25 protein-coding genes are annotated in these 21811 nt (G+C 61.6%); 8 read left to right on the plus strand and 17 right to left on the minus strand.

Going from position 1 to position 21811, the window contains the following annotated elements:
• Window positions 1-91: 91 nt before the first annotated feature.
• Window positions 92-1093: an NAD-dependent epimerase/dehydratase family protein gene (locus tag ACP148_RS16105; RefSeq protein WP_421952220.1), complete on the plus strand. Its 1002-nt coding sequence runs from the start codon at window positions 92-94 to the stop codon at window positions 1091-1093.
• Here ACP148_RS16105 and ACP148_RS16110 read toward each other — a convergent pair.
• Window positions 1082-1927, minus strand: a complete 846-nt coding sequence (locus ACP148_RS16110) for a glycosyltransferase family 2 protein (protein WP_421952219.1) — start codon at window positions 1925-1927, stop codon at window positions 1082-1084. The genes ACP148_RS16105 and ACP148_RS16110 overlap by 12 nt on opposite strands.
• 114 nt (window positions 1928-2041) lie before the next feature.
• On the opposite strand from ACP148_RS16110, the gene ACP148_RS16115 reads away from it, so the two are divergent.
• Window positions 2042-2464, plus strand: a complete 423-nt coding sequence (locus ACP148_RS16115) for an Hsp20 family protein (protein ID WP_421952218.1) — start codon at window positions 2042-2044, stop codon at window positions 2462-2464.
• A 13-nt stretch (window positions 2465-2477) separates the two neighbouring features.
• Window positions 2478-2780, plus strand: a complete 303-nt coding sequence (locus ACP148_RS16120; RefSeq protein WP_421952217.1) for a DUF1150 family protein — start codon at window positions 2478-2480, stop codon at window positions 2778-2780.
• Window positions 2781-3478: 698 nt separating this feature from the next.
• Here the strand turns inward: ACP148_RS16120 and ACP148_RS16125 are convergent.
• From ACP148_RS16125 to hpf, 3 genes are all read right to left on the minus strand, one after another.
• Window positions 3479-4427, minus strand: a protein-coding gene (locus tag ACP148_RS16125) for an IS630 family transposase (protein ID WP_421951019.1) whose coding sequence is annotated in 2 segments (ribosomal slippage) — window positions 3479-4090 and window positions 4092-4427 — 948 coding nt in all. Because the reading frame shifts where the segments join, the coding sequence is not laid out codon by codon here.
• A 168-nt stretch (window positions 4428-4595) separates the two neighbouring features.
• Window positions 4596-5063, minus strand: a complete 468-nt coding sequence (locus tag ACP148_RS16130) for a PTS sugar transporter subunit IIA (RefSeq protein ID WP_421952216.1) — start codon at window positions 5061-5063, stop codon at window positions 4596-4598.
• 166 nt (window positions 5064-5229) lie between these two features.
• Entirely contained in the window at window positions 5230-5799 is a 570-nt protein-coding gene (hpf, locus tag ACP148_RS16135) for a ribosome hibernation-promoting factor, HPF/YfiA family (protein WP_421952215.1), read from the minus strand.
• 360 nt (window positions 5800-6159) lie between these two features.
• Here hpf and irrA point away from each other — a divergent pair, with 360 nt between their 5' ends.
• Window positions 6160-6600 carry an iron response transcriptional regulator IrrA gene (gene irrA / locus ACP148_RS16140; RefSeq protein WP_338608292.1) on the plus strand — a complete coding sequence of 147 codons (441 nt, stop codon included), beginning with the start codon at window positions 6160-6162 and terminating at the stop codon, window positions 6598-6600.
• Between the two features lie 22 nt (window positions 6601-6622).
• Window positions 6623-6763, plus strand: coding sequence for a hypothetical protein (locus ACP148_RS16145; RefSeq protein WP_421952214.1), 141 nt, complete (start codon window positions 6623-6625; stop codon window positions 6761-6763).
• Between the two features lie 8 nt (window positions 6764-6771).
• On the opposite strand, the gene ACP148_RS16150 is transcribed toward ACP148_RS16145, so the two are convergent.
• Window positions 6772-7335, minus strand: a complete 564-nt coding sequence (locus ACP148_RS16150; protein WP_421952213.1) for an SH3 domain-containing protein — start codon at window positions 7333-7335, stop codon at window positions 6772-6774.
• Window positions 7336-7490: 155 nt separating this feature from the next.
• Between ACP148_RS16150 and ACP148_RS16155 the strand changes: the two genes are divergently transcribed.
• Together ACP148_RS16155 and ACP148_RS16160 are read left to right on the plus strand one after the other, a co-directional pair.
• Entirely contained in the window at window positions 7491-8498 is a 1008-nt protein-coding gene (locus ACP148_RS16155) for a 2-hydroxyacid dehydrogenase (protein WP_421952212.1), read from the plus strand.
• 182 nt (window positions 8499-8680) lie between these two features.
• Window positions 8681-9444 (plus strand): IS5 family transposase gene (locus tag ACP148_RS16160; protein ID WP_421951250.1). Its coding sequence is split into 2 segments (ribosomal slippage): window positions 8681-9008 and window positions 9008-9444, totalling 765 coding nucleotides; the frame shifts between segments, so codons are not numbered across the junction.
• A gap of 121 nt (window positions 9445-9565) precedes the next feature.
• Here ACP148_RS16160 and ACP148_RS16165 read toward each other — a convergent pair.
• From ACP148_RS16165 to ACP148_RS16220, 12 genes are all read right to left on the minus strand, one after another.
• The gene (locus ACP148_RS16165; RefSeq protein ID WP_421952211.1) at window positions 9566-9991 is read right to left on the minus strand and encodes a GFA family protein; all 426 of its coding nucleotides are present in this window, start codon (window positions 9989-9991) and stop codon (window positions 9566-9568) included.
• 9 nt (window positions 9992-10000) lie between these two features.
• Window positions 10001-10789, minus strand: coding sequence for an alpha/beta fold hydrolase (locus tag ACP148_RS16170; protein ID WP_421952210.1), 789 nt, complete (start codon window positions 10787-10789; stop codon window positions 10001-10003).
• A 2-nt stretch (window positions 10790-10791) separates the two neighbouring features.
• Window positions 10792-11217 carry a YciI family protein gene (locus ACP148_RS16175; RefSeq protein WP_421952209.1) on the minus strand — a complete coding sequence of 142 codons (426 nt, stop codon included), beginning with the start codon at window positions 11215-11217 and terminating at the stop codon, window positions 10792-10794.
• 150 nt (window positions 11218-11367) lie between these two features.
• Complete coding sequence (gene pnp, locus ACP148_RS16180) at window positions 11368-13506, minus strand: polyribonucleotide nucleotidyltransferase (protein ID WP_421952208.1); 2139 nt, start codon at window positions 13504-13506, stop codon at window positions 11368-11370.
• Between the two features lie 267 nt (window positions 13507-13773).
• Window positions 13774-14043 carry a 30S ribosomal protein S15 gene (gene rpsO, locus ACP148_RS16185; RefSeq protein WP_421952207.1) on the minus strand — a complete coding sequence of 90 codons (270 nt, stop codon included), beginning with the start codon at window positions 14041-14043 and terminating at the stop codon, window positions 13774-13776.
• A 154-nt stretch (window positions 14044-14197) separates the two neighbouring features.
• Entirely contained in the window at window positions 14198-15928 is a 1731-nt protein-coding gene (locus tag ACP148_RS16190) for a sensor histidine kinase (RefSeq protein ID WP_421952206.1), read from the minus strand.
• An 85-nt stretch (window positions 15929-16013) separates the two neighbouring features.
• Window positions 16014-16925, minus strand: coding sequence for a tRNA pseudouridine(55) synthase TruB (gene truB / locus ACP148_RS16195; RefSeq protein WP_421952205.1), 912 nt, complete (start codon window positions 16923-16925; stop codon window positions 16014-16016).
• 14 nt (window positions 16926-16939) lie between these two features.
• Window positions 16940-17350 carry a 30S ribosome-binding factor RbfA gene (gene rbfA / locus ACP148_RS16200; protein ID WP_421952252.1) on the minus strand — a complete coding sequence of 137 codons (411 nt, stop codon included), beginning with the start codon at window positions 17348-17350 and terminating at the stop codon, window positions 16940-16942.
• 31 nt (window positions 17351-17381) lie between these two features.
• A complete protein-coding gene (locus ACP148_RS16205; protein WP_421952204.1) occupies window positions 17382-18245 on the minus strand; it encodes an SDR family oxidoreductase in 864 nt (287 codons plus the stop codon).
• Between the two features lie 2 nt (window positions 18246-18247).
• Entirely contained in the window at window positions 18248-19369 is a 1122-nt protein-coding gene (gene queG / locus ACP148_RS16210) for a tRNA epoxyqueuosine(34) reductase QueG (RefSeq protein ID WP_421952203.1), read from the minus strand.
• Window positions 19366-20046 carry a glutathione S-transferase family protein gene (locus ACP148_RS16215; RefSeq protein WP_421952202.1) on the minus strand — a complete coding sequence of 227 codons (681 nt, stop codon included), beginning with the start codon at window positions 20044-20046 and terminating at the stop codon, window positions 19366-19368. The genes queG and ACP148_RS16215 overlap by 4 nt, the downstream gene beginning before the upstream one ends.
• A gap of 190 nt (window positions 20047-20236) precedes the next feature.
• Window positions 20237-21217, minus strand: coding sequence for a complex I NDUFA9 subunit family protein (locus ACP148_RS16220; protein WP_421952201.1), 981 nt, complete (start codon window positions 21215-21217; stop codon window positions 20237-20239).
• A 170-nt stretch (window positions 21218-21387) separates the two neighbouring features.
• Between ACP148_RS16220 and ACP148_RS16225 the strand changes: the two genes are divergently transcribed.
• Window positions 21388-21756: a GFA family protein gene (locus ACP148_RS16225; protein WP_421952200.1), complete on the plus strand. Its 369-nt coding sequence runs from the start codon at window positions 21388-21390 to the stop codon at window positions 21754-21756.
• The last annotated feature ends 55 nt before the right edge of the window (window positions 21757-21811 follow it).

Consider the following 21811-nt stretch of genomic DNA (forward strand, 5'->3'; position numbering starts at 1 on the left):
TGTAGGCAACGCTTTAAGTTTTGACAATTTATTTTCAATGCATGGGAGCCCATTTTTCGTTCATCGGAAATGCGGACGAAGGATTTTGATCATGGAGAGCGAAAAGAGAACGGCATTGGTTCTGGGGGCCACTGGCGGGGTGGGCGGCGCTATCGCCGCCGCCCTGCCTGGCAAGGGCTGGACGGTGCGCGGGCTGGCGCGGGACCTCGGCACAGCGCAGCGCAACGGACCGACAGGAATCCGGTGGGTGGGCGGAGACGCCATGAACCGGGCGGATGTGTTGCGCGCGGCGGAAGGGGTTTCGACCATTATTCACGCGGTCAACCCGCCGGGCTATCGCGATTGGGACAAGCTGGTATTGCCGATGATCGACAACACCATCGCTGCTGCACGGGCGGTGGGCGCGCGGATCGTGCTTCCGGGCACCGTCTATAATTTCGATCCGGCGCAAACGCCGGTGCTGAGCGAAACAAGCCCGCAGAACCCAAAAAGCGTCAAGGGCCGCATTCGCGTCGCGCTCGAGGCACGGCTTGAGGAGGCAGCACCCGAGGTGGAAAGCCTGATCGTTAGGGCAGGAGATTTTTTCGGGCCGGGAGCGCGGTCAAGCTGGTTTGCCCAGGCCATGGTGGCACCGGGCAAGCCGGTGCGGCGGATCGTCAACATCGCGCGCGGGACCGGGCACAGCTGGGCGTATCTGCCCGACCTTGCCGAGGCATTCGCGTTGCTGCTCGAGGTGCCCGAACGCCTCAAACCGTTCGAGCGCGTGCAGTTCGAGGGGGTTTATGATGGGAGCGGAAGGGTGATGATCGAGGCCATCGAGCGGCAGGTGGGGCGCAAGCTGGCAGTCTGGCGCTTTCCCTGGTGGGGGATGGCGCTTCTGGCGCCGTTTGGCGGGTTTGCGCGCGAGGCGGCGGACATCGCGGCGGTCTGGCGTCATCCGATGCGCATGGACAACACGCGGCTGGTGGAGCTTCTGGGAGCCGAGCCGCACACGCCGCTCGATGTTGCGATGCGGAAAACCCTCGTGGCGATGGGATGCATGGAAGCGGAAACGCCGTCCGCCGCCGCGCCCAGCCTGGGCTTATCGCTTTAAAAGATGTTCGAGGTGATCTTCAAACAGATCGGGCGGGTTGGCGCCGGGGCGCGGGGCGTAGGTTTTTTCGGCGGCAAGCGAGATGTCGAGAAACCGCCCCATGCCCACGATTCCCGTCGGGTCGGCCAGAGGGTAGCGCCCCTCGGCCAGACCTTTGCGCATCATGGTCTTGGAGGCGACCATCCTCTGGGTAACGCCGGGACCGTTGGAGAGCGACACGGGCATCTTCACGTAATCGTGCAGGGGCGCGCCGACGTGGAAACAGGCCGGCACCGTCGCAAAGAGTTTCAAAAGGAAGTCGAGATCGGTCATCGAGGGCTGGGTGGTCGAAAAGCGCGGATCGGCGCGGCGGCGGTCGTGGACCAGCATGGAATCCATTGAAAAATTCGTGAATTTATAGTCACCGGGCGAAAGCAGCCGGTTTTCGCCCTTGCCCACATAGCGCAGATGCGTGCCGTCGGGGGTGGTGACGTCCAGCGCGCAGGACACAAGGCCGTACTGGATGGCCAGTGGCGTCATGATTTCGAGCTTTTCGGGCTTGAAGGCGTCATCGGCGTCCAGAATGGCGGCGATTTCGTAACGGGCGGCGTCCAGGCCCACATTGCGGGCCGGGCAGGACCCTGCGCCGATCAGCCCCGACGACAAAAAGCGCAGGCGTGGATCGGCGATACCGGCGCGGCCCAGAATGGCCTCATAATCCTCCTGGTCATCGGCAACCACGATCAATTCAAAGTGTACATGGGTCTGGGCCAGCGCCGAAGCGACGGCGCGCGCGATGGTGGCTTGCGCCCTATAGGCGGGCATGACGATGGAGACGGCAAGTTCTTTCAGCATGACATGTTCTCTTGAACGGCGCGCACGGTCACCCATATCATAGCCAAGTGACGATGAAGCCTAAAACAGGTTCAGCGTCAGGATGTTGCTTGGTATCAAGGACATGAACGACCGATGACACGGGTATCGCTGTTTTCCGCCCCATTCCTTCTGGGCTTCGATACGTTCGAAGAACGTTTCGACCGGCTCGCACGGGCCTCGGAAGGTTATCCTCCCTACAATATCGAGCGGGTGACCGCCCAGGATGGGGACGAGACCTATTCGATCGCCATTGCGGTTGCGGGATTTTCTCGTAACGATCTGGAAGTGATTGGGGAGGATAATCAGCTGATCGTGCGGGGCCGGCAGACTGAAGACGGTGCGCGCCACTATCTGCATCGCGGCATTGCCGCAAGGCAGTTTCAGCGCACTTTCCTGCTTGCCGACGGCATGAGGATAGAGGGCGCCGAACTGAAAGACGGCCTCCTCGTTATCACCGTATACCGGCCCGTCACCGAGACTGTGACCCGCCGTATCGAGATCCGTTCGGTCGAGTAGAGAGGTATGCGTTATGAACAAGCCCATTGAAAAGACAGCGTTCACCGACGCCCATCTGGGTGTTTCGGCCGAACCGCTCAAGGCGCTGACCGCCGCGCAGTTCGCCGCGCTGGGCGCCGGGGATGTCGTTTTCCGCAAGCAGATGGACGCCGGCGAACTGGCCGAGTTCATCCCCCAGGCCGCCATGGCGCCCGCCGAACAGCGCCTGGAACTTCTGATGAGCGCCGACGGCGCCCCAGTGCTGATCGCCGACAGCGAAGAGGCGATCATGGATTGGATCGACGGGCACGAAGTGCGCCTGGCGACTTTGCATTAGTTATGTCTCACGGCGCGTACCGTGGTGGGCATGACGGGCTAAGACCGCCCTATGCCCGCCACTGCGCCTCCGACGGGCGCGCGACGACGCGCGAGGTCCTCGGCGATGCCTCGTCCATACTGCCTCACGGGCCGCACCGCGAAAACCATGACGGGCTAAAACCGCCCTATGCCCGCCACTGCGCCTCCGACGGGGCGCGCGACGACGCGCGAGGTCCTCGGCGATGCCTCGTCCATACTGCCTCACGGGCCGCACCGCGAAAACCATGACGGGCTAAAACCGCCCTATGGTTCTCGCTGGCCCTCCGGCGGGGCGGCCAAAAAGTTGGCCGGGGTCCTCGCTGACGCTTGTCCGTTTCCTCTCACGGCACGCACCACTGCGGACATGACGGCGCTAAAACCGCGCCTATGTCCTTCGTTGCGCCTGCGAGGGCGCGGCCAAAAAGTCGGCCGGGGTCCTCGCTGACGCTCGTCCGGTTGGCCTCACGGGCGCGATGTGGTGATGGCTGTGCTGTTGAGCATGGCCGGGGCGTCGGCCCAGACAATCGAGAGCGTCTATACCGATTTCGATGCATCGGAATGCACGATATTGGCGCCGGGCGATACGGAAGGCCGCCCTTGCGGGGGCGGCCCTGTTCAACCCAGGCGGCTAGAGCATTTCCGCTCTTCTTCGAATCGCTTCAATTGCTCTAGAGCATGTCAGGTTTTTATTGAAGCATATCCTGCGTTCTTGAAGTAGTTTCTGCATTGCTGGGGTTTGATGGTTGAGACGAGGTGTCCGATCAGGCGCCATGTTTCTTCGATCGTGCGTTGTTGCGCTATACGCATCCAATGCTTGATCTTGGCGAAGACCTGCTCGATGGGGTTGAGGTCCGGTGAGTAGGGCGGCAGGAACCATAGGCGCGCGCCCGCGGCGCGAATGGCGTCCCGCACGGCCTTGCTTTTGTGGCTGCCCAGATTGTCGAGAATGACGATGTCACCCGGCTTGAGCGTGGGGATCAGGACCTGCTCGACATAGGCGCGGAACGAGAGCCCGTTGATTGGGCCATCGAACACGCAGGGCGCCGTCAGGCCGTCCATGCGCAATCCGGCCAGGAAGGTCATGGTGCGCCAATGGCCGTGCGGCGCATAGCCCTTGAGCCGCCGCCCTTTTGGACCCCATCCACGCAGGGGCGCCATATTGGTCTTGATCCACGTCTCATCGATGAACACCAACCGCGATGGATCGAGCCAAGCCTGCCAGGACTTCCAGCGCTGCCGCTGACGGGCGACCGCAGCCCGAGCCTGCTCAAGCGCGAACAGGCTTTTTTTTAAAGCTCAGACCCTCGCGCCGGATAAAGCGCCATATGCTATCATGGGATACCTGTACGCCTTGTGCGGCCAAAAGCGCTTGCAGACCCCGCACGGTCAGGTGCGGAGTCTGCTGAAACTGTTCAAGAACAAATTGCCTGTGCGCATTGAGAATGACAGGACGCCGGCCACCCATTCGATCTGGTGTGACCGACCCCGTGGACCTCGAGCGTTGCGACCACTTCACAACCGAAGAAACCGCAACGCCAAAACGGGCGGCGACAGACCGGCAACTTTCCCCGGTGCCAACTGCAGCAACAACACGTTCGCGCAAATCATCGGAATAGGGCTTGATCATGGATGCTGGCCTCCAATCCAGCATCAATGATGAATCACATCCAAGCCGATTTGGGAATCCACAATCGATTCAATCAAGCTCAGACATGCTCTAAGTCCCTGATTTGGCGCGTTTCCGAACCGAATAAGTGGTATCCACTTATTCTGGAAACGCTCTAGATCGCGTGGATCAGGCCGCGTTGATGGCTTCGGACGGCGTGGTGAGGATGTCGCGAAGCTTGGTTCCGTCCTTGGTGGCGCGAAGCCGATCGACGACGCCATCGGCGCGCAAAAGGCGCGCGACACGGCTGAGCGCCTTCAAATGATCGGCACCAGAGCCCTCCGGGGCCAGAAGCATCATGACCAGATCCACGGGCTGGTCATCGACCGCGTCGAAATCGATCGGCTGCGCAAGGCTGGCAAAAACCGCCGTGACGCAGGGCAAGCCCTTGATCTTGCCATGGGGGATGGCAATGCCATTGCCCAGGCCGGTCGATCCAAGCTGTTCGCGGTTCTGCAGGGTCTCGAAGATCACCTGCGAATCGATACCGACAAGTTCAGACGCACGATCAGCCAGAAGTTGAAGGAGCTGGCGTTTGCTCGCGACCTTAGCGCAGGCAATGATCGAATCCTGCGACAGGATGTCAGCAAGTTCCATTTAACAAACCTTTTGGGTGACGTTTCTCTTCAATGACCGCCGACAATCTCGTCTCAAGCCCACGCCATGTCCATTGTCCTATACAACGGCCGGCGGGCGGTGTGTCCGGCGCGTTTCCCGGCAGAAAGGGTGGCATCCACCCTTCCCGGAAACGCGCCAATGCGCGTCATGTTTGCGACAGGGCCGGATCGATCCATCCAATGTTCCCGTCGGCCCGGCGGTAAACCACATTCATGCCCCCATGTCCAGCGTGCCGGAACACAATTACATCGGACTGTGACAGATCAAGCTCCATGACGGCCTCGCCCACGCTCATGGTGCGCAGATTGGAGGTCGCTTCGGCAATGACGGGGGGAGCGAAATCCTCGTCGAGCTCGATATCGTCATCGGGCGCGGCGAGCACATAGGCCGAATAGCCATCCCCGGACCCGTTGGTGGCGCGCCTGTGGTTCTTGAGCTTTCGCTTGTAGCGCCGCAGGCGCTTTTCGATGTGAGTGGCCATATCCTCATAGGCCCCTATGGCATCGTTGGCAGAGGCCGTCGCCTGCAGAACGACGCCGGTATCGAGATGTATCATGCAGTCGGCCTTGAACCCGATACCTTCAGGCTCGAGGGTGAGATGACCGTCATATCCTCCATCGAAATATTTACCCACCACGGCGTCGATCCGATCGGTGGCGGTGCCACGCAGTGTTTCCCCGACGTCCATGTTTTTGCCAGAAACGCGCAAGCTCATGATGGCCTCTTGGTCTGGTTTCGAATGCCCGGCGCGGGAGCCATACTGATGTGCACCCAATGTCTGACGGGCACCATGGAGTCTAGACCCCTTGGCTGACCCTTGGCAATCAGAACCGGGCCGGCTGCATCACTTTCAAGTGGTGACGGTGGATAACACCGAGCCTGCCGCCCGCGTTCCCAAGCTTGCAAGAATATCAATATCCCTATTATTTTCAATAGCTTATAAAGCGTTGCCCTCAGCGCTACCGCCGCGAAAACAGCGGAGCGAAGCGGCCCGCCGGGTGTGTTCTTGTGTCGGGGTGCCCCGACCGGTATAGTCCGGCCTAATAATGGCAATTCCAAACGCTAAAAAGAGCCGATGACTGCAACGATTAGGGCCGAGGCGCATCCCTCACGCGGCCCCTGCCTGATGGCCGTGCTGCGCATGGCCGGGCTGCGGCCCACCCGCCAGCGGCTCGCGCTGGCCGAGCTTCTGTTTTCCGGACCACACCGCCACGTCAACGCCGAACAGCTCCATTCGGAAGCCGAGGGCGCGGGCGTTTCGGTTTCGCTGGCCACGATCTACAATTCGCTGCACCAGTTCCGGCAGGCCGGGCTGTTGCGCGAGATTTCGGTGGATGCGGCGCGGTCCTATTTCGATACCGACACCACCGATCACCATCACTTCTTTATCGAGGATGAGCAGCGGATCGAGGATATCCCTTCCGATTCGATCAAGATCGCGGGCATTCCCGATGCGCCAGAGGGCATGAAAGTGACCCATGTGGATGTGATCGTCCGGGTCAAGCGCACGCAATAGGGCACACCGGAGCGATGGGACGATGAAACTGCTGCAAACGGTTCTCGTCCTCGTCGCGGCGATGATGACGAGCGCGTGCCAGACCACGACACCGCCGGCCCCAGCCGGACATGAATGCGTGGTCACACCCTATGACATGGTGGAATGCAACCCGATCGACTGACGGGCCGGTCAGTCGAAGACTTCGCCCTCATAGACGCCCCAGAGCGTTTCCTGGGCGACAAAGCCCTGATAGCTGGTGGCGCGACCATCGGGGCCGGTGTGGCTGAGGCCGATCTCGCAGGCGGTGCCGGTGCAGGTGCGCACCGATACCAGCATGTTGGGGGAAAGCCAGGCACGCACCGCCGAATCGGGGCTGGTCGCCACGCGCAGGGCGACGGGCCCCTCTTGCCGCCAGGGGGCGACAAGCGCCGTCCGGTCGCCGACAACCAGGTTCTGGTGTACCCAGCCTTCATCGCCTTCAACGTCACGGATGCGCCGCCATGTATCGAATTCGGCGGTGATTTCCACAGGGACGCCAGGGCGCAGGAAGGTAAAGGCGATGTCGTAATTGGTGCCCGGCCCGACGCGGACATTGGTGGGGGCGTTGCGCATCGAGACAAAGCGCGGAATCGGCAGTCCGCTTGCCGCGCCGGTCTGGGCGTTCTGGGCAAGGAGCGGGGTGACCGAAAACGCCGGAGCGCCGAGGGCCAGGACCAACACCAGCAGCAGGCGAAGGGAGATGAAAAAGCGCAATATTTTACTCACGAACAGGCTGAACGCTGCGCCGGCGTGCGCGGCAGGACTTTGCAGCACGGCGCTTTTTCCCTAACAGTACTCGCGCGACCTTAATGGTCGCTGAAAATCATAAAGAACCGGTGCCGGAGCTAGTCTGCAATAATGGTGATCGTGTGACCCGGGACCGGGCCAAAATCGTCGTTTCCCGCCGCCTGCCCGAGCCGGTCGAGGCGCGGATGGCGGCGCTGTTCGAGGTCACATTCAACCAAAGCGATGCCCCGCTGGATTCGACGGCGCTGTTGAGCGCGCTGAGCGGAGCCGATGTCCTGGTTTCATCGATTACCGACCGCATCGATTCCGAGTTCATCGCCCAGATGCCGGGAAGCGTTAAACTCATCGCCCAGTTCGGCAATGGATTCGACAATATCAATATCGAAGCTGCCCACGCGGCGGGCATCACCGTGACCAACACGCCATCGGTTCTGACCGAGGACACCGCAGACATGGCGATGGCGCTGATGCTGAGCGTGCCTCGGCGGATCAACGAGGGTGCGCGGGTGCTGCTCAAGGACGGCACCTGGCCGGGCTGGTCGCCCACATGGATGCTGGGGCGGCGGCTGGGCGGCAAGGCGCTGGGCATCGTGGGGCTGGGCCGGATCGGCACGGCGGTGGCGCGGCGCGCCAAGGCGTTCGGGCTTTCGATCCATTATTGCGGCCGCACGCGAAAAGCGCCGCAGATCGAGGAATCGCTGGGCGCGACGTATTGGGCCTCACTCGACGAGATGGTCGAGCATGTCGACATCATCTCTCTGCACACGCCCCATACGCGCGACACGGTCGATATTTTGTCGGCCGAGCGCATGAAGCGGCTCAAGCCCGGAGCGTTCGTCGTCAATATTTCCCGGCCTGAACTGGTGGACGAGGATGGGCTGGCCGATCTTGTGGCCTCGGGCCATCTTTCGGGCGCCGCGCTCGATGTTTTCGAGCACAAGAAGGGCGCCAACCCCAAGCTCTTGGAGCTGGCGCGGGCCGACAAGGTGATGTTGACCCCGCATATGGGCTCGGCAACGCTGGAAGCGCGGATCGAGATGGGCGAGACGGTGATCGTCAATATCCGCACCTTTCTCGACGGCCACACGCCGCCCCATCGCGTGTTGCCCGAGGGGTGGTCACCGCTTTAAGCGTGTCCAGATAAAGTGGATACCACTTTATCGGTTCGGACACGCGACAAAACAAAGGTTTAGAGACAAGGATTTGATTCAATCAAATCCTGAACGGCTCTAGGCTGTAGTGACGATTTAATGTTTTGGGATTCCCACATCGCGGCAAATCAGATTCAACGCTGACTTTTGGGAGGTCAGCGATGGATGGCGAGATTTTACGCGACGATCAGTGGGAACAGATCAAGCCGTTTGTCCCGGGCGGTCGCAAGGGCAAGCGCGGCCCACGTAGTGATGGGCGTCGGTTTTTCAATGCGCTTTTGTGGATGGCCCGGTCTGGTGGCCGCTGGCGCGATCTGCCCGAAGACCGGTTCGGTCCTTACCAGACGGTCAAGCGGCGCTATTACCGCTGGATCGAGATGGGCGTGTTTGATCGTCTGTTCGAGGCGGTCGCAAACGCTCCCGATCTCGAATGGTTGGCCATCGACGCCACAGTGATCCGCGCCCAGGCCCAGGCCGCAGGGGCGCGGCGAAAAAGGGGGGAGCGCAAACCCAGGCTCTCGGTCGCTCCCGTGGCGGTTTCGGCACCAAGCTCCATGCCGTAGTTGATGCGCTTGGCCTGCCGGTCCGCTTTGCGCTCGGGCCGGGTCAGCAAAATGATATGGCACCCGCCTGCGATCTGGTCGCCGGACTGGCCGCGGGCAAAGTTCTCGCCGACCGGGCCTATGACGCCGATAGCCTCCATGATGTCATTCTCGATGAAGGCGGCGAGCCAGTGATCCCGCCCCGCCGCCACCGCAAATACCAACATGGCTACGACAAGATCGCCTATCGGCAACGCTGGGGCATCGAAGGTTTTTTCGCCAAGCTCAAGCAGTGGCGCCGCATCGCAACTCGATATGACAAGCGAGCCGCCCACTTCCTAGGCTTCGTCAAAATTGCCAGCGTCATGCTGTGGCTTAAATGATTAAATCGTCACCACAGCCTAGAGCCTTTCAGCGCTTCTTCGAATCGCTTCAATTGCTCTAAATCCTTGTTTTGTCGCGTGTCCGAACCGTAAAACCGTTTCCACTTTCACTGGACACGCTTTAGAGATAGCCAGTCAATGAAGGCGCCTGCATTTGCCGATCGTGCAGGCCATCCTCGTGGATGATCGGGGCGGCATCGAGCTCTTGCGGCGTGACGTCGTCGAGCGTGGACACGTTGACGGCGTGGAACCAGCCGTTGAAGGGCTCGAATTCGAGATAGCCGCGCGAAAACAGCTGGGTCCCGCATTTCGTGCAGAACATGTGATCGATGGTTCCCTCCGGCCATGAGGAAGGGTCGGCGGCGTAGTGGCCGATAAGGGCCGCGCCCCCGGTTACCGTGACGGCATCGCCATAGGCAAAGGCCTTGCGATAGCCGGTCTTGAAGCAATAGGTGCAATTGCATTTGCGAATGCCCTCGTCGAGATCGAAAGGGGCGGTAAAATGGACGGCGCCGCAATGGCATGAGCCCGAATGGGTCTTTTTCATTTCGATGCCTCAGGAGAAAAATTCAACGATGACCGGGGCGATGATCTCGGGTGCAGGGCCGTGGCCCTGTCCGGGCAGGGTTTTCCGCGTCGCGTTGGGGAGCGAGGTGGCGGCAGTGTCGGCGGCGGGGGCCATGAAATCAAAGCTCTGGTCGCCGTTTACGACAAGGACCGGCTGGGCGATGCCCCGCCAACGGGCCTTCATATCGGTCTTTGTGGCCTCGGCCATGATGCGGAAATCGTGGGCAATCGTGCCACCCACACGGGCATAATCCGCCCATTGCGGGCTCTGCTTGAAGCCCTCGACGTGCTCGGGCGGGGTGCCGACCGAGAGCATGAAGGCTTCCATGGCCCCGGCGCCGTCGCCGCTGGCCTTGTACACCTCCATTTCGGTCAGATCGGCAAGTGCCTCGTCCTTGGACTGGGCGGTATTGATGGGCGGTTCGTAGCAGATGACGCTTGTGATTTTCTTGGGCAGGGAAGCGGCCGCTTCCAGGGCCAGAACGGCGCCCGAACTCATGCCATAGAGCATGGCGGTGCCGCCGAGCGCATCGATCAGGGCTTCGACGTCCTCGATCTCGCGGTTGACGGCGTAAGGCTCGGTGTTGCCGCTTTCCCCGCGCCCGCGCCGGTCATAAAGGGCAACCGTGAAGCGCTCGGAAAGCATGCCGGCCAGTTTGGGAGAACCCGAATCGATGGCGCGATACTGCGTGGCGCCGGCGACAAGGATCACCAGCGGGCCAGAGCCATGGGTCTCATAGCCGATAGACGTGCCGTCGGCGGACACAATTTTGGGCATGGTCAGGCTCCCGACTTTTGCGCCGCGAGCTCGGCTTCGACCTTCTTGTGCTGCTCATAGCCTTCACCTTCGGTGGCGAAGTCTTCGAGCTCGTGCATCTGACGGATTTCGAAACGGTCCTGACCATGGGCGATGGGGCATTTGGCGACCCAGTCGATGGCTTCCTGCAGCGAAGAACAGTTCCAGATCCAGAAGCCGGCGATCACTTCCTTGATCTCGGTGAAGGGGCCATCGGTGACGATGGGCTTGCCGCTCGTGACCTGGACGCGGGCGCCTTTTGACGTCGACATCAGGCCCGCGCCATCGACCATGATCCCGGCCTTGACCAGTTGCTCATTGTATTTGCCCATTTCAAGCAGCAGGCCTTCCTGGGGCTCAACGTCAGCCTCGCTGTCGGCGGAGGCTTTTATCATGACCATGAAGCGCATTTTTCTCTCCCTTGGATGCGTGTCTGTCACAAGGACGCTTTCGGGTGCGTCCGCCCGACATTTCATCACCATTTTTTTGCGCCCGCGACACGAAAAACCCGGCGCTCCTTTCGGGGCGCCGGGCTGATCATTATGGAGAGGTTGGCCGAACTATTCGGCGTCGGCCTCTTCGCGGGTCTTTTCCTTGCCGGTCTGCTGGTCGACGACCTTCATCGACAGGCGAACCTTGCCGCGCTCGTCAAAGCCCAAAAGCTTGACCCAGACCTTGTCGCCTTCCTTGACGACGTCGGTGGTCTTGCCCACGCGCTCTTCTGCCAGCTGGGAGATGTGCACGAGGCCGTCCTTGGCGCCAAAGAAGTTCACGAACGCACCGAAATCGGCGGTCTTGACCACTGTACCCTGGTAGATTTCGCCAACTTCGGGCTCATCGGTGATCGACTTGATCCACTTGATGGCCGCATCGATCTGCTTGCCGTCAGACGAGGAGACCTTGACCGTGCCATCGTCTTCGATGTTGATCTTGGCGCCGGTCTTTTCGACGATCTCGCGGATCACCTTGCCACCGGTGCCGATCACTTCACGGATCTTGTCGGTCGGGATCTTCAGCGTTTCGATGCGGGGAGCGAATTCGCCGACTTCGGACCGCGCCGTGTCGATGGCCTTGGCCATTTCGCCCAGGATGTGCTTGCGTCCGTCCTTGGCCTGGGCCAGGGCGATCTTCATGATCTCCTCGGTAATGCCGGCGATCTTGATGTCCATCTGCAGGCTGGTGACGCCGTCATGGGTGCCGGCCACCTTGAAGTCCATGTCGCCGAGGTGATCTTCGTCACCCAGGATGTCGGACAAAACGGCGAACTTTTCACCTTCGAGGATCAGGCCCATGGCGATGCCGGCGACGGCCTTCTTCATGGGAACGCCCGCATCCATCAGCGCCAGCGAGGTGCCGCACACTGTCGCCATCGAGGACGAACCGTTGGATTCGGTGATCTCGGAAACCACGCGCAGGGTGTAGGGGAACTCTTCGGCGGTGGGGCGAACCGGGTTGATGGCGCGCCATGCGAGCTTGCCGTGACCGATTTCGCGGCGTCCGGGCGAACCCATGCGACCAGCTTCACCGACCGAATAGGGCGGGAAGTTGTAGTGGAGCAGGAAGTTCTGCTTGTAGGTGCCTTCGAGCGAATCGATGAACTGCTCATCGTCCGCCGTGCCGAGGGTGGCAACGACCAGCGCCTGGGTTTCGCCGCGGGTGAAGATGGCCGAACCGTGGGTGCGGGGCAGGACACCGACTTCGGAAACGATGGGGCGGACCGTTTCGAGGTCGCGACCGTCGATACGGGTCTTGGTGTCGAGAATGTTCCAGCGCACGACCTTGGCCTGGAGCGACTTGAATACCGCGCCGACCTGTTCGGGGGTGTAGACGGCTTCGCCCTCTTCGGGGATAAAGTGAGCTTTGACCTTGGCCTTGACCGCGTCGACCGCGTCGTAGCGGGCCATCTTGTCGGTGTTCTTGTAGGCGTCGCGCAGTTCGGTTTCGATCAGCGCGAGCATTTCGGTTTCGAGCGCGCTCATATCGGCGGGTTCGAATTCGCGGGGTTCCTTGGCGGCCAGTTCGGCAAGCTTGATGATCGCGTCGATCACCTTCTGGCTCTGCTGGTGGCCAAACATCACGGCGCCGAGCATGACCTCTTCGGAAAGCTCACTGGCTTCCGATTCAACCATGAGCACGGCGTCGGCAGTACCGGCCATGACCAGGTCGAGCTTGGAATCGTCGCGGCGGTCGATCGCCAGGTTGAGGACATATTCGCCATCGACATAACCGACGCGGGCGGCGCCGATCGGGCCCATGAAGGGCACGCCCGAAATGGTGAGCGCAGCCGAGGCGGCGACCATGGCGAGCACGTCGGGCTGGTTCTCCATATCGTGCTGGAGCACGGTGATGATGACCTGCGTCTCGTTCTTGTACCCGGCGGGGAACAGCGGACGGATCGGGCGGTCGATCAGGCGCGAGGTCAGCGTTTCGGCTTCGGTCGGACGGCCTTCACGCTTGAAGTAACCACCAGGGATCTTGCCGGCGGCAAAATACTTTTCCTGGTAGTTGACGGTCAGCGGAAAGAAATCGATGCCGGCCTTGGGCTGCTTGGCGGAAACGACGGTGGCCAGAACCACGGTTTCACCCAGCGTTGCGAGCACGGCGCCATCGGCCTGGCGGGCGACCTTGCCGGTTTCAAGCGTCAGGGGCTGCCCGCCCCAGTCGAGCTCGACTTTGTGGTGGTCGAAATTGATTGTCATAAGAGAGTCCTTCTTGTGCGAAATCCATCCGGCGCGCGATGGGCGCGCTGCCGGGTCTTTCGCAAGTGGCGCCAGAGGCAGCCCCTCAAGTTTTCCGGAACATGGACAAGATGGCGAGACACTCATGGGGGTTCGTGAGTGTCCGGCGATCCTGCCATGCCCCATTTAAAAGGGCGCTTCCGGCAGAAGCAGCATCGGGCCCCATTGCCCGAATGCCCATGCGATACGGGGCCGGCGAAAAACCGCCGACCCCGCACCAAAGTCGTTCTAGCGGCGGATGCCGAGCCGTTCGATGAGGCTCTGATACCGCGCCTGGTCGCCGCGCTTGACGTAGTCGAGGAGCGAACGACGGGTCGCAACCATCTTCAGGAGGCCCCGGCGGGAGTGATTGTCCTTGCCGTGGGACTTGAAGTGGTCGGTCAGATTGTTGATGCGTTCGGTCAGAATCGCGACCTGAACTTCCGGAGAACCGGTATCGCCAGCCTTCGTCGCGTAATCCTTGATAAGCTCAGCCTTGCGCTCAGCAGTAATCGACATCGTATAATCCCTTTCAAAAACAAGGAGTTGGGTGACGCCAAGACCGGGATGCCGTCCAGGAATGGCCGTTAAGCATGCAAAGGGAAACCCGTTTGCTGGCGCCCATATAGGGTATCGGGGGGCAAATGAGAAGTTTTTTCTCGCCGGCGTCCGATCAGAGGGCCGCTTCGGGCTCGTCGGTATCGGGGGTGTCGCGGTCGGGATCGATCTGTTCGAGCGGGATGGAAAACATCCATTCGATACCGTCGGCATGCACGATGCGTTCGACATCGGCCTTGAGCGAGCCGGCCACCATGGTCTGGAGAACGACGGTGCCGAACCCCTTGTGATCGGCGGGGGGAGTGAAATCGGGCACGGTTTCGCGCCAGACCAGATGCAGCCTCCCGCCGCCGGCCCGGTTCCAGTTGACCGTGAGCTTGCCGCCATCGCGGGAGAATGCGCCATATTTGGCGGCGTTGGTGGCCAGCTCATGCGCAGCCATGCCCAGAACCTGCGCGGCCTGGACGTTGAGATAGACATTGACCCCGGTCTTGACGACGCGGGAGGGATCCTCGGGGCGGAAAGGGTCGATCTGGGTGCGGAACAGGTCGCGCAGGCCAATACCCTGCGTGCCATGGGCCAGAAGCAGATCGGTCGATCGCGCGAGGCCATAGAGCCGGTTTTGAAAGCTCTCGACGAATTTTTCCACGTTGTCGGCGCCACGCGCCGTCTGTTTGGCCATGGCGGAGATGACGGTGAGCTGGTTTTTCGAGCGGTGCGCCACCTCGCGCATCAGGAACCTTGACTCGGTTTCGGCCTGACGGCGCTTGGCGCCGGCTTCGGCCAGCGCCTCGGACACGGTGGCCAGTTCCTGGACCGGATAGGGGATGGCGACGATCTCCTGGCCGGCGCCCATGGCCCTGGCCTGGCGGGCGAGCCCGCGCACCGACGAGGCGATCTGCTTTCCGATGAGCGAGGCGGCAAACCCGGCCAGCCCGACAATGACCAGCGCTCCGGCCAACAGCCACAAAAGCGTGGTGCGCAAAGGCTCGGTGACCTGGGAGGATGGAGCCCAGGCCACAACATACCAGCCGGTCAGGATCGAGTACTGGGTGATGGTCTTGTAGTCCTCGCTTGCAATGGTGGTGTCGATCCAGCGTGTCCCGCCCGCCCCCTCCCGCAGCGGAATGAACAGCGGCTCACCGATGCGGGCCGCATCCTGGGAGGCGGCAAGGACGGTGTTGTTGGAATCGACGAGCGCAACGTGCCATCCCTGCGGCAGTTCGCGGGTCAGGAGCGCGTTGGACAGGGACGCGGCGTTCTGGGTGAGAATGGCAAGCTGGGGCGGGGCAATGCCGGGGCGCTGGCGCACCACGTTGAACACGTATTCCTCGGCCGTGCGGCCGAAAAACACGTCTGACACCACCGCATCGGGGGTTTCGAGCGCCCGCCGGACGGTTTCGAGATCTGACACCTGGCCGAGCGGGGTGCCGTACTCCACGCGGGTGTTGAGCAACTGGTTGGCCTCATCATCGGCGATGATGAAATAGGATCCGGTGCCAGCCAGCGCGGTCTGGGCGTGCTCATGGAATTGGGCCAGATCGCCCGCATTGAGGGCCTCGATGCTCATGAGCACCCTCTGGGTGGTGATCATGCCGGCAATCTCGCGCTCGACCGACTGGAGGACCGAGCGGGCGGTCGCGACGGTGAAGGTCTGGACGGTTTCTTCCTGGGCGACGTTGTGGCGGGCCAAGAGCACCGCGGTGAAAGCTGTGGCGGGCAGGACGACGACGGCGACCAGAAAGGCGAGATAGAAAATAATCGGAATCGACAGCGGGCCGCGCGACGCTTTTGGCGCCTCGGATGCGGCCAGACTGCTCGCGTTCTGCGGGGCGGATTGAGACATGGTCGAGTGGCCGATCCCTATGGACCCGCAAACCTTTAGCCTGTCACAGAGAGAGGGTAAAGGGTCTGCGCGAAGGCCAAGGCGTCTAGCCGAGAATTACCCGCCGGGGCTTGAACTGGCCGGCTTCGACGAAACCGAGAGCCACCGCCTCGCCCTTTAAGGAAGCCCATGCCTCATCGAGTGCGATGGGCGCGTCACGCCCGGTCAAAAGCACCGGGTTGCCCAGCCGAATGGTTGCTGCCTGACGGGCATCGAGCCGGATTTCGGGCAAATCGGCCAGACCCGCGGCAACCGGCAGCAGCAACGCGTCCCGCGCCGCGAGATCGATCGATTCGACCTGATCGAGGCTGATGGCGTCGGCGTCGGAAAAATTGCCGACCCGGGCGCGGTGCAGGGCTCCGACATGGCCCTTTGTTCCGAGCGCCTCGGCGATGTCGCGGGCCAGGGCACGGACATAGGTGCCCTTGGAACACGTAACCGAAAGCGTGCTGCGCTCGGCTGCGTGCGCGATCATTTCGAGGGCATCGATCTCGATCTCACGGGGTGGCATATCGAGCTTGTGGCCGGCGCGGGCCAGATCATAAGCGCGCTCGCCACCGATCCGGATGGCCGAAAAAGCGGGCGGGATCTGGGTGATCAGCCCGGTAAAGCGCGGCAGGACCGCTTCGAGCGCTTCGCCGGTGGGACGGACATCGGAGGTGGCGATCACCTCGCCCTCAATATCGTCGGTGGAGGTGGCAGTGCCCCAGACGATATCGAAATTATAGATTTTGGTGCCGTCCTGAACCATGGGCACGGTCTTTGTCGCCTCGCCGAAGGCAATGGGCAGGATGCCGGTGGCCAGCGGATCGAGCGTTCCGGCGTGACCGGCTTTTTTGGCGCCATAGAGCCAGCGCAGTTTGCCCACCGCTTCTGTTGAGCTCATGTCATAGGGCTTGTTGAATACAAGCCAGCCTGACAGGTCGCGCTTGACGCGCTTTTTTTGAGCTTCGCTCACGGCACGTCCTTAAACTATTCTTCGGTGTCGTCGTCGTCGCGGGCCAGATCGCGCTGTACGCGGTCCGAGCGCAGAATGGCGTCGATGCGGCCATATTCATCGAACGTCTTGTCGACGAAAAAGCGGAACTGGGGCGCGTATTTCAGATCGAGCGCCGGGGTGATGCGGCCGCGGATGAATTTGGCGTGCGCATTGAGCGCGGACACCACGTCGGCGGCGTTCTCCCCGCCCAGCGGCATGACATAGACATTGGCGAGCTTGAGATCGGGCGTCATGCGCACTTCAGGAACCGTGACGGTGACGGTTTCAAGAAGCGGATCGATGATCTCGTTGCGCGAGAGCAGCGCCGCGATCTCATGGCGCACGCGTTCGCCGACGCGGAGCATGCGCTGTGAGGGAGCGGAAGTTGATGCCTTTTTGACCATCCGCGCGAGATAGGGTGCAATCGGGTCCGCGTCAATCGTCACGTTGTGCGAATATGGCGGCGTGACCCTCGCGATAGGTGGGAAATTTCAACGCATAGCCAAGCGCGGACTTGATCTTGGCGTTCGAGACACGGCGGTTTCCCGCGTAAAAGGTACGCGCCATCGGCGAGAGATCGGCCTGTTCAAAGGCAATTTCGGGCGGCGGGGTCATGCCGAGCAATTGAGCCGCGTGGGCGATGACATCCTGGGGCGGGGCCGGTTCGTCGTCGCAGATGTTGAAGATGCCGTGCAGGCGGTTTTGAGCGGCAAGAGCGGTGATGGCGCCAATGTCTTGGACATGAATGCGGTTGAACACCTGGCCGGGTTTGACGATGCGACGCGCGGTGCCCGATCTGAGCTTTTCAAACGGTGAACGCGACGGGCCATAGATGCCGGCAAGACGGAGAATGGCCAGCGGGATCGATTTTTCCTCGGCCAGTGCCTGCCAGCCCGCTTCGGCATCTAGCCGGTAGCGGTTGCGGGCCGAAAGCGGTTCGGTGAGCGCCGTCTCATCGATCCACTGGCCCTCCGCATCACCATAGACACCGATCGTTGAATAATAGCCGATCCATTTCAGATTCGGCGCGGCCAGAAGATCGGCGGCGTGATGGGCCAGGACCGGATCGCCGTCGGGGCCGGGGGCAATCGAGACCAGTATGTGGGTCGCCGTCTCGAGGGCGGGGCGCAGTAAAGCGGACGGCGAGCTGCCGTCAAAGACAAGGGACGTGACGCCCTTTCTCGTCAGATCGGCCGCCTTTTCAGGGCTGCGCGTTGTCGCCGTGACCGACAGATTGCCATCGGCGCGCAGGGCAGTGATTGCTGCCTGAGCGGAATACCCCGCGCCGAAAACGAACAAATTTAATGGCTCCATTCGGCTCTGACCTCCGGGTCGGGTTCGGCTGCATAAGTCCTGGCACGCTGGGCCTCTGCCTCGCCTGCTTGTGCCAATTGGCGCAAGGCCCAGACCGCCATGCCGCGCACGAGCGGGCTTTCATGGGAGAGCAGCCGCTCGATGGCGGGAAGATGCTGGCGATCCTCCGAATTGCCCGCGGCAACGAGGCAGTTTCGCAAAAAGCGCGCGGAGCCGAGGCGTTTGACGGGCGTCTGGGCGAAAAAAGCGCGAAAGCGCGAATCGTTCAGGGCCAGCATGTCGCCCAGTTGCGCGTCGCGAATGGTTTGCCGGGCCGAGAGCCTGGCGTCGCGGGTGGCGCTGGCAAATTTGTTCCAGGGGCAGACCGCAAGGCAATCGTCGCAGCCAAAAACGCGATTGCCCATGGGTTTGCGGAATTCGAGGGGAATCTGACCCTTATGCTCGACCGAATAATAGGCAAGGCATTTGCGCGCATCGAGGCGAAACGGGGCAGGAAAGGCATCGGTGGGGCAGATATCGAGGCATTTGGTGCAGGTGCCGCATTTTTCCTGTGCCGGGGTGCTGGCGGGCAGATCGGCCGAGGTGAAAATGGCCCCCAGAAACAGCCACGAGCCCGCATCGCGCGACAGCAACACGGTGTGCTTGCCCTGCCAGCCCAGCCCGGCGGCTTCGGCAAGCGGCTTTTCCATGACGGGCGCGGTATCGACGAACACCTTGACCCCGGCACCGGTGCGGCGGGCCAGCAGGCCGGCGAGATCCTTGAGACGTCCCTTGATGACATCGTGATAGTCGCGCATCTGGGCATAGACCGAGACGTTGGCGAGGGATTTGTCCACGAGACGGGCTAGCGGGTTTTCCTCGGGGGCGTAATTGGCGCCCACCATGATGACCGATTTCACCTCGGGCCAAAGTGCTTGGGGCGATTTGCGGCGGTCCTGCGTGTCTTCCATCCACTCCATATCGGCGTGCCAGCCGCTTTGCAGCGCGGATTGAAGCTTTTGCGGCAGGTCGGGACGGGCATTAGCCGGGGCTATGCCGAAGGTGGAAAACCCGAGCGAAGAGGCGCGGGTGCGCAGTTGGGCAACGATGCTGTCGCCGCTAGCGCTCAAAAATCGAGGTCCGCATAGGTGGTCGAGGCGGGCATGCCCACCATTCGATCGCCCAGCAGCGGGCGGAAGGCCGGGCGCGATTTGATGCGGGCGTACCAATCCTTGATTTCGCCGGCTTTTTCCCAGGCGATATCGCCCATGTAGTCGAGGACTGAAATATGGGCGGCGAGCGCGAAATCGGCCAGGGTCAGCGTATCGCCGGCCAGCCAGCGCCGGGTGGCCAGGACCCAGGAGAAATAGGCAAGGTGCTCGGTGAGATTGGCCTTGGCAATGCGGATGACCGAAGGTTCTGGGGCGCCCGAGCGCAGATCGCGTTTGATGAGCTTTTCCTCAAGCAGATAGGCGGTTACCTCGGGGCCGAGTTTTAAAAGGACCCACTCGAGCAGGCGCCAGACTTCGATCTTTTCGCCGGCGTTTTCGGGTAGCAGTGCCTCGATATGGCCCTCGGGACCGAAATTGTCCTCGATATGGGCGATGGTGGCCAGAATGCCGACTATGGGTGGAAACGGCTCGTCGAGCATGACGGGGACGGACGCAGCGGGATTGATCTCGAGGAAATCGGGATCACGGCGCCAGGGCGCCACTTCGACCAGATCGACATCGACGCCGTATTCGGCAAGCATCAGGCGGATGAGCCGGCTTGAGGGATCGAGCTTGTGATGCAAAAGCTGGGGCATGGACCAATCGTAAAAATGATGCGGCACCCGGTCCGGTTGGATGCCGGAGGGCCACAAACCTCAACACTTGATTAGGCCGCGCAAATTGGGGGGCAATCAAGGTGTTTTTGTGCCCGATTTGCCAAGTTTCCGCGCGTTTTTACTTAACCGGTCAATGATCGGTTAACCCCAACCCGGTCGGGCCGGCCCATCAGCCGTTTACCAGAGGATTGATGTGACGGTCGAATTCGCCATGCTTGCGGAAGCGCCACATATAGGTGGGCAGGATGGCGTCCATTGTGGTGGGCGCAATGCCGAACGCTTCGAGGGTTCGTTTCTGCTTTATCGCTTCAGGAGACACGACGTTGTCGATGCGCAGCTGAATGACCTGATCGGGGGTCAGGAGCGGCTTGGGCAGCACAGAGAGAACGCCGGCGATCGGTTTTGCCAGAAAGAGCGGCATGGGCAGGACCAGCCGGTTGCGGCGGGTCTGTTCGAGGACGCGCTCGATGACCTGCTCCATGGTGACGATTTCGGGGCCGCCCAGCTCATAGATCTTGCCGGATTTGACCGCCCCTTCGGCGGCGAGGGCGATCGCTTCTGCGACGTCGGCCACGTAAACGGGCTGAAATCTGGTGTCGCGCTGGATCAGCGGCATGACCGGGGACATGCGGGCCAGGAACCCGAAAAGGTTGAAGAACCCGTCCTCGGAGCCGAAAACCAGCGATGGCCGGATGATAATGGCCTTGGGGAAGGCCCTGGACACTTCGTCCTCACCGAGGGCCTTGGCGCGCTGATAGGCCGAAGGCGATTGCGGATCGGCGCCGATGGCGGACATGTGGATGAGCGTGGGCACGCCGGCATCGCGGGCCGCTTCGGCGACCGCTTTGGCGCCCAGCGTCTGGACGGCGCGGAAGCGCTGCTTGCCCTTTTCGAACAGGATGCCGACCAGATTGATGACCACATCGGACCCGCGCACGGCGGCAGCAACCGAATCGGGATATCGAAGATTGGCCTGGACCGGCTGGATCTGGCCGGGGAAGCCGAACATGCGCACGTGACCGGCCAGATCGGGACGCCGGACGGCCACGCGTACCGAATAGCCACGCCGCGCCAGATCCTGGGTAAGCTGGGTGCCGATAAAGCCCGAGCCGCCAAAGATCGTCGCGATTTTTCTTGTTTTTTCGGTCATGAAAAAGGTCCCGCCGCCAAAACGAACGCCTGTGAAGATGGCCCGTTCTAGCCCCGGTGGCTCACCCATTGCAATCGGTTTGAGGCGCCACGGGACCGCATCGCGCTGGGGGATTGACTCTTCAATCCATATGTTCTTGATTTGTTCTTTTCATTTCGAGGAGAGCCGTCGTGAGTCAACCAACCGATGTTCCAGTCTATGAAGGCAGTTGCCAGTGCGGAGCCGTGCGCTTTACCGCCCGGACCGGCCTTGAGGCGCCATTTCAATGCAATTGCTCGCGCTGCCGGAGGCTGAACGCTGTGATGCATTCGGTTCCGGAGGATGATTTCACGCTTTTGAGCGGCAATGAGACGCTCAGCATCTACACGTTCAATTCCCATACCATCGCGCACCAGTTCTGCACCCAGTGCGGCATCCAGCCGTTTGCGGCAGGCAGCGACCGGGAAGGCAACACGATCCACGTCATAAACGTGCACTGTCTAAAAGAGCCCCGCTATGACAAGAACGCCATAAGCCATTTCAATGGGGCCGATTTCTGAGCCGCAGAATTTGTCGGCGGGCCGTCGCAAGCTGCATTGACAAAGCCCCAAGGGC

Source organism: Pelagibacterium sp., assembly GCF_965249125.1.
GTDB lineage: Bacteria > Pseudomonadota > Alphaproteobacteria > Rhizobiales > Devosiaceae > Pelagibacterium.